At 61.1% G+C, this 13754-nt stretch carries 14 protein-coding genes; 10 read left to right on the top strand and 4 right to left on the bottom strand.

The features are described from left to right. Window positions 1-90 precede the first annotated feature (90 nt). The 7 genes from BLW80_RS16400 to fabZ all read left to right on the top strand — a co-directional run bounded on the left by BLW80_RS16400 (window position 91) and on the right by fabZ (window position 8287). Window positions 91-846 (top strand): isoprenyl transferase, encoded by a 756-nt coding sequence (locus BLW80_RS16400; protein WP_068730865.1) that lies wholly within the window; start codon window positions 91-93, stop codon window positions 844-846. 5 nt (window positions 847-851) lie between these two features. Then, window positions 852-1562 (top strand): phosphatidate cytidylyltransferase, encoded by a 711-nt coding sequence (locus BLW80_RS16395; RefSeq protein ID WP_244528330.1) that lies wholly within the window; start codon window positions 852-854, stop codon window positions 1560-1562. Between the two features lie 4 nt (window positions 1563-1566). Beyond that, the gene (gene dxr / locus BLW80_RS16390) at window positions 1567-2790 is read left to right on the top strand and encodes a 1-deoxy-D-xylulose-5-phosphate reductoisomerase (RefSeq protein WP_093758765.1); all 1224 of its coding nucleotides are present in this window, start codon (window positions 1567-1569) and stop codon (window positions 2788-2790) included. Between the two features lie 43 nt (window positions 2791-2833). After that, window positions 2834-3985, top strand: a complete 1152-nt coding sequence (rseP, locus tag BLW80_RS16385) for an RIP metalloprotease RseP (protein ID WP_089264545.1) — start codon at window positions 2834-2836, stop codon at window positions 3983-3985. A gap of 173 nt (window positions 3986-4158) precedes the next feature. Continuing rightward, complete coding sequence (gene bamA, locus BLW80_RS16380; protein ID WP_093758764.1) at window positions 4159-6693, top strand: outer membrane protein assembly factor BamA; 2535 nt, start codon at window positions 4159-4161, stop codon at window positions 6691-6693. A gap of 32 nt (window positions 6694-6725) precedes the next feature. Further along, on the top strand, window positions 6726-7811 hold the full coding sequence (gene lpxD / locus BLW80_RS16375) for a UDP-3-O-(3-hydroxymyristoyl)glucosamine N-acyltransferase (RefSeq protein WP_089264543.1): 1086 nt from the start codon (window positions 6726-6728) through the stop codon (window positions 7809-7811). Then, the gene (fabZ, locus tag BLW80_RS16370) at window positions 7808-8287 is read left to right on the top strand and encodes a 3-hydroxyacyl-ACP dehydratase FabZ (RefSeq protein ID WP_068730861.1); all 480 of its coding nucleotides are present in this window, start codon (window positions 7808-7810) and stop codon (window positions 8285-8287) included. Before lpxD ends, fabZ begins: the two co-directional genes overlap by 4 nt. 129 nt (window positions 8288-8416) lie before the next feature. On the opposite strand, the gene BLW80_RS16365 is transcribed toward fabZ, so the two are convergent. The 4 genes from BLW80_RS16365 to BLW80_RS30805 form a co-directional block, all read right to left on the bottom strand. Then, on the bottom strand, window positions 8417-9241 hold the full coding sequence (locus BLW80_RS16365) for a hypothetical protein (protein ID WP_093758763.1): 825 nt from the start codon (window positions 9239-9241) through the stop codon (window positions 8417-8419). Between the two features lie 153 nt (window positions 9242-9394). Next, the gene (locus BLW80_RS16360; protein ID WP_089264541.1) at window positions 9395-10048 is read right to left on the bottom strand and encodes a RhiA family protein; all 654 of its coding nucleotides are present in this window, start codon (window positions 10046-10048) and stop codon (window positions 9395-9397) included. Window positions 10049-10167: 119 nt separating this feature from the next. Continuing rightward, window positions 10168-10410: a response regulator transcription factor gene (locus BLW80_RS30810; protein ID WP_244528267.1), complete on the bottom strand. Its 243-nt coding sequence runs from the start codon at window positions 10408-10410 to the stop codon at window positions 10168-10170. Further along, window positions 10407-10652 (bottom strand): response regulator transcription factor, encoded by a 246-nt coding sequence (locus BLW80_RS30805; RefSeq protein WP_093758761.1) that lies wholly within the window; start codon window positions 10650-10652, stop codon window positions 10407-10409. Before BLW80_RS30805 ends, BLW80_RS30810 begins: the two co-directional genes overlap by 4 nt. Window positions 10653-10808: 156 nt before the next feature. Between BLW80_RS30805 and lpxA the strand changes: the two genes are divergently transcribed. Genes lpxA through lpxB form a run of 3 tightly spaced genes read left to right on the top strand, consistent with a single transcriptional unit; the run spans window position 10809 to window position 13668 of the window. Continuing rightward, window positions 10809-11612, top strand: a complete 804-nt coding sequence (gene lpxA, locus BLW80_RS16345; RefSeq protein ID WP_093758760.1) for an acyl-ACP--UDP-N-acetylglucosamine O-acyltransferase — start codon at window positions 10809-10811, stop codon at window positions 11610-11612. Window positions 11613-11635: 23 nt separating this feature from the next. Then, the gene (locus BLW80_RS16340) at window positions 11636-12517 is read left to right on the top strand and encodes an LpxI family protein (protein ID WP_093758759.1); all 882 of its coding nucleotides are present in this window, start codon (window positions 11636-11638) and stop codon (window positions 12515-12517) included. Further along, a complete protein-coding gene (lpxB, locus tag BLW80_RS16335; protein WP_093758758.1) occupies window positions 12514-13668 on the top strand; it encodes a lipid-A-disaccharide synthase in 1155 nt (384 codons plus the stop codon). The genes BLW80_RS16340 and lpxB overlap by 4 nt, the downstream gene beginning before the upstream one ends. Window positions 13669-13754 lie beyond the last annotated feature (86 nt).

Below are 13754 nucleotides of genomic sequence, written 5' to 3'. Positions count from 1 at the left end.
GCGTCAGAAGCCGCTTTTAAGCTGTTGAAAAGCGTATGGTCCGCAAATTGGTCACATATGTGCCGGACCATAGGCTGGGGATTTTAATCGATGTCGAATGCCGCCGCGCCCGCAAATGATGGATCGGACCGATCCACGCCTTTGCATGTCGCGATCATCATGGACGGCAATGGGCGCTGGGCTGCAGCGCGGGGGCTTCCGCGCGCCGAGGGCCATCGCCGCGGCGTCGAGGCACTTCGCCGTGTGGTGCGGGCCTCCAACGAACTCGGCATCCAGTATCTGACGATCTTCTCGTTCAGCTCCGAGAACTGGTCGCGGCCCGCATCCGAGATCAGCGATCTGTTCGGCCTGCTGCGTCGCTTCATCCGCAACGACCTTGCCACGCTGCATCGCGACGGCGTGCGGGTCCGCGTGATCGGAGAGCGCCAGGGCCTCGATTCCGATATCGCGTCATTGCTGAAAGAGGCCGAGGACCTGACGCGGGGCAACACTCAGCTCAATCTCGTGGTCGCCTTCAACTACGGCTCGCGGCACGAGATCGCCACGGCAGCGCAGCGCCTTGCGCGCGAGGTTGCTGAGGGCAAGCGGACGCCCGAAAGCATCAATGTCGATACGCTCGGCCAGTATCTCGACGCGCCTGATATTCCGGACCCGGACCTGATCATCCGCACGTCGGGTGAACAGCGGCTGTCGAACTTCCTGATGTGGCAGGCTGCCTATAGCGAGTTCGTATTCGTGCCGATCCACTGGCCGGATTTCGACAAGGCCGCGCTGGAAAGCGCCATTGCCGAATATGCCCGCCGCGAGCGGCGCTTCGGCGGTCTCGCCGCGAAAACCGGTTCGTGACCGGCGTGACCCAGAACGACAGTACGCCGAAGCAGGCGGATGACCGGGGGCTGCGCAATCTGCTGATGCGCATCCTGGCCGCGCTGGTGCTGATCCCCGTCGCGATTTTCGCCGCCTATACCGGCGGCTGGCTATGGTTCGGCCTCGTGACGCTGGTGTCGGTGGGTCTCTTCCTGGAATGGCGGGCCATTGTCGGCAATCATGTCGGCTGGATCGGGCTCGGCGTCGTCTATGCCTTGGCTGCGTTTGCTGCGTCCATCGTCGTGCGTCTCGATCCCGTCTGGGGCTTCTCGGCGCTGATGTTCATTCTGTTGGTGGTCTGGATGACCGATATCGGCGGCTATTTCGCCGGGCGCGGCATCGGCGGCCCGAAACTGTGGCCGCGCGTCAGCCCGAAGAAGACATGGGCCGGCGCCATCGGCGGCTTTGTTCTCAGCCTCGCTGTGGCTGCCGGTTTTGCCATGAATGGTTTGGGCAGCCTGCTGCCGCTGCTCATGATCGCAACCGTGCTGACGGTGCTGTCGCAACTTGGTGATCTCTTCGAGTCCGCAGTGAAGCGCAAATTTGGCGTCAAGGATTCCGGCCAGATCATTCCTGGTCATGGCGGTCTGCTGGATCGCCTCGACGGCTACGTGTTCGCGGTGGTGGCTGCCGCGGTGATCGGTCTTTTACGCGGCGGTGCAGATGGCGTCGGCCGCGGTCTTATGGTTTGGTGATTTGATGAGCGCTGTTCCCCTGCGAAATAACAAGCCCGCCGCGTCCAGTCTGCGCAGCATCACTGTCCTCGGTGCGACCGGTTCGATCGGCGACAGCACCATGGATCTGCTGCGAGCCTCGCCCGAGCGGTACCAGGTGGAGGCACTCACGGCCAACGGGAACGTTGAGGGCGTGGTCAAGCTGGCCAAGGAATTCAACGCGCGCTTTGTGGCCGTCGCTGATGAATCCAAGCTGGACGAACTCCGCGCGGCACTCGCCGGCACCGGCATCGCCAGCGGGGCAGGGGATAGCGCCATCGTCGAGGCTGCAGAGCGTCCGGCCGACTGGCTGATGGCCGCCGTATCAGGCGCCGCCGGCTTGAAGCCTGCGCTCGCCGCCGTCGACCGCGGCGCCACCGTTGCACTGGCCAACAAGGAATGCCTCGTTTGCGCCGGCGATTTCTTCATGGATCGCGCCGCCAAGGCGGGCGCCTGCATCCTGCCGGCGGACAGCGAGCACAATGCGCTGTTCCAGGCGCTGGCCTCCGGCAGCCGCGAGGAACTGACCCGCGTGATCATCACCGCCTCGGGCGGACCGTTCCGCACCTGGGCTGCCGCCGATATCGAGCAGGCAACGCTGGCGCAGGCGCTGAAACATCCGAACTGGTCGATGGGGCAGAAGATTACCATCGATTCCGCATCAATGATGAACAAGGGCCTCGAAGTGATCGAGGCGTCCTATCTGTTCGCACTGGCGCCGGACGAGATCGACGTATTGGTACATCCGCAGTCGATCATTCACGGCATGGTGGAGTTCCGCGATTATTCTGTCATGGCGCAGCTCGGTTCGCCCGACATGCGCACGCCGATCGCGCATTGCCTGGGTTGGCCGGACCGCATTCCGGGCCGGGCGGCGCCGCTCGATCTCGCCAAAATTGGTTCGCTGACCTTCGAGGCACCGGATTACGCGCGCTTCCCTGGCCTGAAGCTGGCCTATGACGCGCTGCGCACCGGCAGCGGCGCGACCACTGTCTACAACGCGGCCAACGAGATTGCTGTGGCTGCCTTCACCGCCCAGAAGATCCGCTTTGGCGCCATTGCAAGGCTGGTCGAAGCCACCATGAATGAATGGGTGCGGGCAGGGAATTTGGCGCCGTTGTCGTCGGCGGATGACGCCATCGCTGTTGACCATAAAGCGAGAAAAATGGCTGCCACCCTCTTGCCTCAAATTGCCGCAAAGGCATCCTAGAGCATTGGGGACGGGGCCTTTGGCCTCGCGTTAGGGGATCGGGATGCTTGAGTTTTTCCAACATAGTTTCAATACGTTAAGCCACGGCTTTATCGGCTATATCATCCCCTTTCTGTTTGTCCTGACGATCGTGGTGTTCTTCCACGAACTCGGCCACTTCCTGGTCGCCCGCTGGAACGGCGTTAAGGTCCTGACGTTCTCGCTCGGCTTCGGTCCCGAACTGGCCGGCTTCAACGATCGCCACGGTACGCGCTGGAAGATTTCCGCGATTCCGCTTGGCGGCTACGTGAAGTTCTTCGGTGACGAGAGCGAAGCCTCGACCCCGTCAAGCGCCGCGCTGGAAGGCATGACAGCAGATGAGCGCAAGGGCAGCTTCCATCACAAGCGGGTTGGCCAGCGTGCGGCCATCGTGGCCGCTGGTCCGATCGCCAATTTCATCCTCGCGATCGTCATTTTCACCTGTCTGTTCACCTTCTTCGGCAAGCCGAGCACGACCGCCAAGGTCGACAGTATTCAGGCGGGCAGCGCGGCCGAGAAGGCTGGGTTCCAGTCGGGCGACATCATCAAGGCCATCGATGGCAAGGTCATTGGCAGCTTCTCTGACATGCAGCGCATCGTCGGCACCAAGGCTGGCGAGCAGCTGGCCTTCAGCGTCAAGCGCGGCGAAGCCACGGTCGAGCTGAAGGGCACGCCAGAACTTCGCGAAGTCAAAGACAGCTTCGGTAACGTCCATCGTCTCGGCGTCCTCGGCATTACCCGCGCGACAGCGGTTGGCGAAGCGACCACCGAGCGGGTCAATCCGGCGACCGCTTTCGTGCTGGGCGTCAAGGAAACCTGGTTCGTCGTGGACCGCACCATCGCCTATATCGGCGGCGTATTCACCGGACGCGAGGCGGCCGACCAGATCGGCGGCCCGATGCGAATCGCCCAGATCTCCGGGCAGGTGGCGACAATAGGCCTGACCGCCCTGATTCACCTGGCGGCGGTTCTGTCGATCTCCATCGGCCTTCTCAACCTGTTTCCGGTGCCGCTTCTCGATGGCGGTCATCTTTTGTTCTATGCCGTCGAAGCCGTTCGTGGGCGTCCGCTGTCGGAGCGCGCGCAGGAGATGGGCTTCCGCATTGGCCTCGGTTTAGTGCTGATGTTGATGGTATTTGCGACCTATAACGACATTCTTCACCTGGCTTCGTCATGATCGAGGCTGGGGGTAACGTGGCCGATGGGCAACGTCTTGGAATGAAATTAGAATTGCAGCGCGAAAGGTCGTTTGCCAGTCAGGTAAAATTGGCTACAAGCTGGGCCACTAAAGGGATTCTGTCAGACCGTAGGGGTGCGGGCTGGCGATGGAATGATAAGGGCGCTTTGCGCATGATTTTTGGTTTGCGGGGTTTCCGGGGCGGCCTTCTTGCTGCTTCGATCTTGGTCGCCATGCCGGTCGCCGTTACAGCGACTGCTGCGCTCGTTTCTTCGACTGCCGTGGCTCAGACCGCCGCTTCGATTGTTGTTGAAGGCAATCGTCGCGTGGATGTGGAGACCATCCGCTCCTATTTCCGTCCCGGCCCGAGTGGCCGGCTGGATCAGGGCACCATCGATGACGGCCTCAAGTCGCTCATCGAGACCGGCCTGTTCCAGGATGTGAAGATCAATCAGGCCGGTGGCCGTCTGGTCGTCAGCGTCGTCGAAAACCCGGTCATTGGCCGTATCGCCTTCGAAGGTAACAAGAAGGTCAAGGACGACCAGCTGAACGCCGAAGTGCAGTCGAAGCCGCGCGGGACGCTGTCGCGCCCGATGGTGCAGGCAGACGCGCAGCGCATCTCCGAAATCTATCGTCGCTCTGGCCGTTATGACGTCAGCGTCGTTCCGGAATTCATCGAGCAGCCGAACAACCGCGTCGACCTGATCTTCACGATCAACGAAGGCGCGAAGACCGGCGTGAAGTCGATCCAGTTCATCGGCAACAACTATTACTCGTCCTACCGCCTCAAGGACGTCATCAAGACCCGTGAATCGAATCTCCTGAGCTTCCTGGCTTCGGGCGATATCTATGATCCGGACCGTATCGAAGCCGATCGCGACCTGATCCGCCGCTATTACCTGAAGAACGGTTTCGCCGACGTTCAGGTCGTCGCCGCGCTCACCGAATACGATCCGAACCAGAAGGGCTTCCTGGTCACCTTCAAGATCGAAGAAGGCCAGCAGTACCGCGTGTCGTCGGTCGACTTCTCGTCCACCATTCCGCAGTTCGATCCGAACTCGCTGCGCAGCTTCTCGCGCGTTGGCGTCGGCTCGCTCTACAACGCGGAAGCGCTGGAGAAGTCGGTCGAGGAAATGCAGATCGAAATGTCCCGCCGCGGTTACGCCTTTGCCGTCGTGCGTCCGCGTGGCGATCGCAATTTCGAATCTCATACCGTCACCATCGGTTTCACGGTGGAAGAGGGCCCACGCGTCTACATCGAGCGCATCAATGTGCGCGGCAACACGCGTACCCGTGACTATGTCATCCGCCGCGAATTCGATCTCGCCGAAGGCGACGCCTATAACCGCGCGCTGGTTGATCGTGCCGAACGCCGCCTGAAGAACCTAGACTTCTTCAAGAGCGTGAAGGTGACGACAGAGCCCGGCTCATCCAGCGATCGCGTGATCTTGGTGGTCGATCTGGAAGAGAAATCCACCGGCGACTTCTCGGTCTCGGGCGGCTACTCGACCACCGACGGTGCGCTCGGCGAAGTCAGCGTCTCGGAACGTAACTTCCTCGGTCGCGGTCTGTTTGCGAAGGCGTCGGTTCAGTACGGCCAGTATGCCCGTGGCTACTCGCTGTCCTTCGTTGAGCCTTACCTGCTCGACTACCGCGTGGCGCTCGGCCTCGATTTCTATCAGCGCGAGCAGCTGTCCAACAGCTACATCTCGTACAACACCAAGACGCTCGGCTTCAGCCCGCGCCTCGGTTTCCAGCTGCGTGAAGATCTCGCGCTGCAGCTGCGCTACTCCGTCTATCAGCAGCAGATTTCGCTCCCGGCGACGTTGAGCAACTGTAACAACCTGCCAGGCAGCCCAACTGCGACCAACACTCCCGGTTATTTGAATTCACTGTTCCCGGGTTCTGTTGATCCAGCCAATGCCAACACTTGGGGTTGTTACGCCGATGGCGAGTCGTCTCTGCCAGTTCGCCGCGAACTGGCCAGCGGCAAGACGCTGACCTCGGCGCTCGGCTACACGCTGAACTACAACACGCTCGACAACAACAAGAACCCGACCGATGGTCTGTTCCTGGAGTTCAAGCAGGACTACGCCGGCGTCGGCGGCGACGTGACCTACCTGAAGACCACGATCGATGCGAAGTACTACACCCCGCTGGTGGCCGACATCGTTGGTTTGCTGCGTGTCCAGGGCGGTATGCTGAACAAGGTCGGCGAAGATATCCGCATGCTGGATCACTTCCAGATGGGTCCGAACCTGGTGCGTGGTTTCGCGCAGAACGGTATCGGCCCGCGTGACATCAGCTACGTTGCGCTGGGATCCTACGGTGACGCGCTCGGCGGCACCAAGTATTGGGGCGCTTCGGCCGAATTGCAGATGCCATTCTGGTTCCTGCCGAAGGAAGTTGGCATCAAGGGCGCGGTTTATGCCGATGCCGGCGGCCTCTGGGATTATAAGGGACCGACCAGCTGGGCTCAGACTGGCGAAATCAATGCCGCCGGCTGTGTGCCTGCGAGCCGGACTTCGGTCGGTAACTGCGCCGGCATGACCTATGACGATGGCAATGTCGTCCGGTCGTCGGTTGGTGTGGGCCTGATCTGGCAGTCGCCGTTTGGTCCGCTGCGCTTCGATTACGCAGTGCCGATCACCAAGGGCGCCTATGATCGCGTGCAGCAGTTCAAGTTCGGCGGCGGAACTTCGTTCTGAGTTTGATCTCCGGCCGGACCGCGACGGGTGGAATGGTTCTGCCGACGTTCTTCAAGCAATCGCCGTCGTTGACGCTGGCTGAAATAGCCGCGTCAACGAAGGCGCGACTGGTCGACCCGACGCGGGCCGACCAGGTCGTGACTGGCGTAGCCTCGCTCGACGAGGCAGGCCCCCATCACCTGACCTTCTTCGAAAATCTTCGCTATATCGACCAGCTCACCCACACCAAGGCCGGTGCCTGCCTGGTGAGCGAGAGCTTCAAGGGCGATATTCCGGCTCACGTAACGGTGCTGCGCGCCAAGCGGCCATTTGCGGCCTTCGTGGAATTGGCGCGCGAACTGCACGCGGACACGCTGCGTCCGGTCTCCGGCTTTGACATTACTGGCATCGCCGCATCCGCCGTCATCCATCCCTCTGCTCAGCTCGAGGATGATGTTACGGTGGATCCGCTGGCCGTGATCGGCCCGGATGTGGAGATCGGTTCCGGCACCATCATCGGCTCTGGCGCGGTGATCGCCGCCGGGGTCAAGATCGGCCGCGACTGCAATATCGGCGCTGGCAGCACGCTGCAGTTCACACTGATCGGCAACAACGTACTCGTTCATCCCGGCTGCAAGTTCGGCCAGGACGGCTTCGGCTTCGTGTTCGGCCGGGACAAGCACATCAAGGTGCCGCAGACCGGCCGTGTCCTGATCCAGAACGACGTCGAGATCGGTGCCGGCACCACCATCGACCGCGGCAGCCTGCGCGATACCGTGATTGGCGAGGGGACCAAAATCGACAATCAGGTCCAGATCGGCCACAATGTGACAATTGGACGGCACTGTGTGATCGCTGCGAAATGTGGCCTTGCAGGCAGCCTGACCATCGGCGACAACGTCGCGCTGGGCGCCATGGTGGGCCTCAATAATCACATTACGATTGGCGATGGCGCGCAGGTCGCCGCAATGGCAGGAGTGAAAGACAGCATTCCGCCGCGCGCGCGGTGGGGTGGCATCTTTGCCCGGCCGACCAAGCAATGGTTCCGCGAGATCCTCGCGGTTGAGAAACTCGCCCGCGAGAGCATGCCGGGAACGGATGCGACGACGCAGGATACGAAAGACGAGGGGCGGGAATGAGCCAGGATTTACCAAGCGATGGCGCATCGCCGATCATCATCGAGACGGTCGACATCAACACCATCCTCAAGACCCTTCCGCATCGCTATCCGTTTCTTCTGATCGATCGTGTCGTCAACATCCGCAAGGACTTCAGCGGCATTGGTATCAAGAACGTCACGATCAACGAGCCGGCATTCCTCGGGCATTTCCCTGATCGCCCGGTCTATCCCGGCGTGTTGATGATCGAAGGCATGGCTCAGACAGCGGGCGTGATCGGCATCTCGTCCGTCGAAGGCACCGAGAAGCCGCGTGCGGTGTATTTCCTCACCATCGACAAGTGCAAGTTTCGTAAGCCGGTGATGCCTGGCGATACGATCGAATATCATCTGCACCTGATCGGTCGGAAAAAGGCGATGTGGTGGTTCCATGGCGACGCCAAGGTAAATGGCAAGGTCGTCGCCGAGGCCGATGTCGGTGCAATGCTGACAGACTGAGGCTACACCGCTCAGTCCGCGTCATTCGTCTAGAGCCTCGGTTCTGATAGAATCAGAACCGAGGCTCTAGCTTTTTGTTTAGACGCGTTTTCTTGATGCGAACCGGTACCCACTTCGCTCGAAAACGCGCTAGCGCTGCCGAACACGCATCGTGACGACGCCGCCATGTATCGCCAGTTCTATCGAGCTCGGCGGGGTGGTGCCCTGGCGGAGCGTATAGACGATACTCACCGTCGATTGGCTCTGAGTCCCGATCTCGTGCACCGCTGGTGCGTCAGACGGATGCGATCTTTTACCCGCCGGATCGATGAGAGACAGGCTCATCGACGAGCCATCGAGGCCCGGTAAGCCAGCGGGGCGCGTGATCACGATGTGCAATTCAAGAGCGCCGGTTTCGAGATTGAGCGCGGTATGCGCACCAATGAGTTTCTCGGTCGCCGACAAGCCAACCAAGGCCGGTGTTGGAGGGGTCTCTGCCACGGTCGTAGTCCCTTCTACCGTCCATCCTTTGGTCGCAAGGACGGCGCCGCCGGCTGACGTGTCGATCAATTTTCCCTGGAATGAAAAGTAAACGACGTATGTGGTTCCTCGCACCACGTTCTTGAATCCAGGCGCATCATACATCGAGAACTGGCATCCGTCCGGACGTGCAGGGTCATAACGATCATACGGGTGCTGTGGACAGGTTCGATGTCCATACGCCGTACAGCTGCCGGAGGGGCAGCCATCTTCCTGATATGCCGCTGGTAGCAGCACCACAGCTCCGCACAACACCAGGGCGACCACGCTGCCATTGGCTGTGTTCTGGCCCATGACATACTGGCGATATTCACCAGCCGAGCAGGTGCCGGTGAATGTGGCGGAACAGTTGAACGGGGCGTCGAAATTGGCGCCGTGAAGCGCCGGTGCGAGCTTCCCGGCCGGCGTGACAAAGGATGAATAGGCTACAGCCATGTGGACCTCTTGTGATGTCAGCATGTGAATTGGAGGGGATGGTTGCGCGGTGCCGCCGCCCGCGGGCGGCGGCACCGATCTCGGCGCACATGGTGCAGATCAGATCAGGATTTGGTGCGTGCCAGGACGCAGACCTTCGCCGAAGCTGATCGATCAGTAGTACTGAGGCGAGAAGGAGCCGTCGGGGTTCTGCGTGACCACAGCGCTGGTTTGCGCGCGACCCGTGAAGTTGACGTTGCCGGCTTTGGTCGAGGCTGCGGTGTAGTCGATGATCTGACCGGGCGTGTATGCGCCATCGGCGACATAGAAGTTGATCACAGGTGTCACGTTGAACGTGTCGTTCGGCTCTGCGATGAAAGTGGCAACCGGCGACGGGATGCTTGGAACGTTGCCTGGACGCGCCAGACCGAACAAGTATCCGTTGGATGCCGTGAAATCGTTGTTGGCGATAATCCTGTAAGAGCCGGTCATCGCGCCGCCCGGTGTAACGGTGCCGAACCCGATGGGCGTTGTTCCGGCGAAGGTGACGCTGTCCTGCAGAGTGACATCGACCGCAGCGGCGCCGCTCTGGCCCATGGTTGTCCCTGGAGCGATGGGCATGGTTGCAGTTGCCCAATAGGCGAAAGTCTCGTCGGTGTACTCAACCGTATCCGTTCCACCCGGGAGGATGCCGTTGAACGTCACCCACGCGTTACTGTAAACGACCGGCTGTCCGCCCGTCGATGTCACGGCGGGTGGTTGCATGAAGAGAACATAATTCTTCGCGAATCCAGAGTTGTTCAGAACCTTGATCGTGTACTTGGCCATGTTGCTGCTCCTGGCTGAATGGTGACTGGTCGGCGACAACAAGCGGCCTTGCGAAGCGAGGAAGCATTACGGCTTGCGTGATGTCGTGACGATGTCGCGGATAACAACCATAGCGTGTATCAACCATTGGTTGTGCGATATGGCTCCGATGGCGTATTGACGAAACCGAGCCGTCTCGTCGCATCGATCAGCTCGGCAAGACTGTGGACGTTCAGGCTACGCATCGCATTCTCGCGATGCTTGCGGACGGTGAGGGGGCTGATCCCGAGCTTGCGGGCAATCTGCTTACTGGTGAGGCCAACAGCAATGAGCCGCGCGACGTCGATTTCGCGCGGTCGCAGGACGGGTGGGCTGCCGATCAAAAAGACCGGTCGTGTCTTTCCCGCCGATCGGCGTGTTGCGATGTATCGCCATGGGCGCAAGACGTTTTGGCGAAGGCGGTGAGTTGCACCGTCGTTCCCAGCCGCATCTTGTGCAGGATGCTCGCGCGATGTTTGCGGACGGTGAACTCGGAAATGGCAAGGGCGCGCGCGATCTGTTTGCAGCTCATCGACTGGCCAACCAGCGACAATACTTCCTCCTCGCGATTAGTCAGACGCGCCATAAAAGGTCATTCCGTACTGGCTTATAAAGAACGTATCATGAACATCTCGAGTTCAGCAAGGTTCCAGTGGTGCTTGTCGGCACGGTACTGGACAGTCCACGTGACGCGGGTTACGCAGCGGAAAATCCTAGAAATCTGCAGGAACTGGACTTCTCGATGAGCAAGATCGATCCAACCGCCCGCGTCGCCGACGGTGCTGTCATTGGCGAGGGCGCCGAAATCGGACCCTTCTGCATCATCGGACCGCATGTCACGATCGGTGCAGGCACGAAGCTGATGTCGCATATCAACGTGACGGCGCAGACGACCATCGGCGAGAATTGCACGATCTATCCGTTCGCCTCATTAGGCACGCCTCCGCAGTCGCTCAGCTACAAGGGCGAACTGACCAGACTGACCATCGGCAATAGCTGTACCATCCGCGAGTCCGTGACCATGAATGCGGGTACTGTCGCTGGTGGCGGCATCACGTCGGTGGGCGACCGCGGCTACTTCATGAACTGCGCCCATGTCGGCCATGACTGTCACGTCGGCAATGACGTGATCTTCGCGACCTCGGCGACGCTTGGCGGTCATTGCGAGATCGGCGATTTCGTTTTCATGGGCGGGCTGTCGGCCGTGCACCAGTTCACCCGCATTGGCTCCCAGGTCATGGTCGGCGGCATCTGCGGCGTGCGCGGCGACATCATCCCGTTCGGGCTTGTGAATGGTCAGTATGCGGCGCTGGAAGGCCTCAACATCATCGGCATGAAGCGCCGCAAGTTCACCAAGGAGCGCGTCGCCGCCGTGCGCTCGTTCTATCAAAAGCTGTTCCATGGCCCTGGCGTCTTTGCCGAGCGGCTCGAGCGCGTGCAGCCCTTGGCGAATGACGATCCGGCGATTGCAGAAATCCTGACATTCATCGCGGGCGCCAAGCACCGCGCACTGTGTCTGCCCGAGGATAGCAAGAACAACTCTTGAGTTCGGGTATCGCGGGGCGAAGCATGACTGACCAGGCTCAAGCGCAAGATCTGCAAGAACGCCCGCCGATAGGCTCGCCGTTCGGCATCATCGCCGGCGGCGGCTCGCTGCCCTTCGCCGTCGCGGACTCGCTGCAGGCGCGCGGCATCAAGCCTGTCGTGTTCGCGCTGAAGGGGTTCTGCGATCCGGCGCTGGTGGCGCGATTTCAGCACCACTGGATTCCCATCGGCCAGTTTGGCCGTTTGCTGAAGCTGATGCGCAGCGAAAATTGCCGGGATCTCACCTTCATCGGCACGCTGGTACGCCCGGCAATCTCCGAGATCAGGCTGGACTGGGCAACGCTTCGCGTGATGCCGAAAGTGTTTCGCGCGTTTCGCGGCGGTGACGATCACTTGCTGACGAGTATCAGCCGCCTGTTCGAGCATGAAGGTTTTCGTCTGCTGGGGATCAAGGACGTCGCGTCCGATGTGCTGATGCCGGCGGGTAGCGTAACACGTGCCGTACCGGATCAAGATGCTGAAGCCGATATCGCGCGTGGGCGCGACGTCCTGCGCGCCTTGAGCCCGTTCGATATCGGCCAGGCGACCGTGGTGATCGACGGCCACGTGGTGGGGATCGAGGATATCGAAGGCACCGATGGGTTGCTGGCCCGCGTGGCGCTTCTGCGAGAGCAGGGACGTATTCGCGCCAAGGCAGGGCGTGGTGTACTGGTGAAGGCACCGAAGAGCGGTCAGGATCTGCGTTTCGATCTGCCGACATTGGGACCGCGGACCATCGAGCGCGCTGCGGCCGCGAAGCTCGCCGGCATCGCCATCGTCGCAGGCAATACGATTGTCGCCGAACCGCAGCAGATGATTGTCGCCGCCGATGCCGCAGGTCTTTTCGTGACGGGACTTCCGGCGTGACGAAGACGATCTATCTCATTGCCACCGAAGAATCCGGCGACCGTCTCGGTTCCGCGCTGATGAAGGTGTTGCGCCAGCGGCTCGGTGACGATGTGCGCTTCGAAGGCGTCGGCGGTTCGTCGATGGCACGTGAAGGTCTGCAGTCGCTGTTTCCCATTGAAGAGCTTTCCATCATCGGCCTTGCCGCGGTCGTCCGGAAATTGCCGTCGATCCTGAAGCTCATCACGCGCGCGACCGAGGACGTCTTGCGGGCCAAACCCGACGTGCTGGTCATCATCGATAGCCCGGACTTCACCCATCGTGTCGCGAAGCGCGTGCGCCAGCGCGATCCCTCCATTCCCGTCGTCAACTATGTGTCACCAACGGTGTGGGCGTGGCGGCCGGGGCGCGCGAAGGCGATGCGCGCCTATGTCGATCATGTGCTGGCGCTGCTGCCGTTCGAGCCGGAGGCGCATCGGCGGCTCGGCGGACCGCCATGCACCTATGTCGGTCATCCCCTGATCGAGCAGATCGATGCGCTGCGTCCCAATGCGGGCGAGCAGGCGCGTCGCGAAACGAAGCCACCGGTGCTGCTGGTGCTGCCGGGTAGCCGTCGCAGCGAGATCCGTCATCACATGGCAACGTTCGGCGCGACGCTCGATCTGCTGCAAAAGCAGGGCACGCAATTCGAACTGATCCTGCCAACCATGCCACATCTCGTCGAGGTCATCGCCGAAGCGCTCAAGGCGTGGCCGGTGCAGCCACGGATCGTTGTGGGCGAAACAGAGAAGCGCGCCGCGTTCCGCATTGCGCATGCGGCCTTTGCCAAATCGGGGACGGTGACGCTGGAGCTTGCATTGTCAGGTGTGCCGATGGTCACAGCCTACAAAGCCGGCAGTGTCGAGGCCTGGATCATCCGCCGCCGCATCACCTCGTCGTCGGTCATCCTGGCCAATCTGGTGATCGGCGAGAACGTCATTCCGGAGTTCATCCAGGAAGACTGCACGCCGGAGAAGCTCGCGGCGTCGTTGCAAGAGGTGATGGCAGACACACCGATGCGGCGCCGTCAGATTGAAGCCCTGGCGCGGCTCGACGGGATCATGGCGACGGGCGAAGCGTCGCCGAGCGTCGGTGCGGCCAATGTCGTGCTGGCCACCATGCGGAAGAGTTGAAGGCCTTCATTCAAGAGATTGCAGCGTAACAAAAAAACGGCGGATCTTGCGATCCGCCGTTTTGATTTTCGCACTCTGCGAAACGA

Source organism: Tardiphaga sp. OK245 (assembly GCF_900108575.1).
Taxonomy (GTDB): Bacteria; Pseudomonadota; Alphaproteobacteria; order Rhizobiales; family Xanthobacteraceae; genus Tardiphaga; species Tardiphaga robiniae.
Note: the sequence above shows the minus strand (reverse complement) of the source record. Positions and strands in the feature narration are given on the sequence as shown.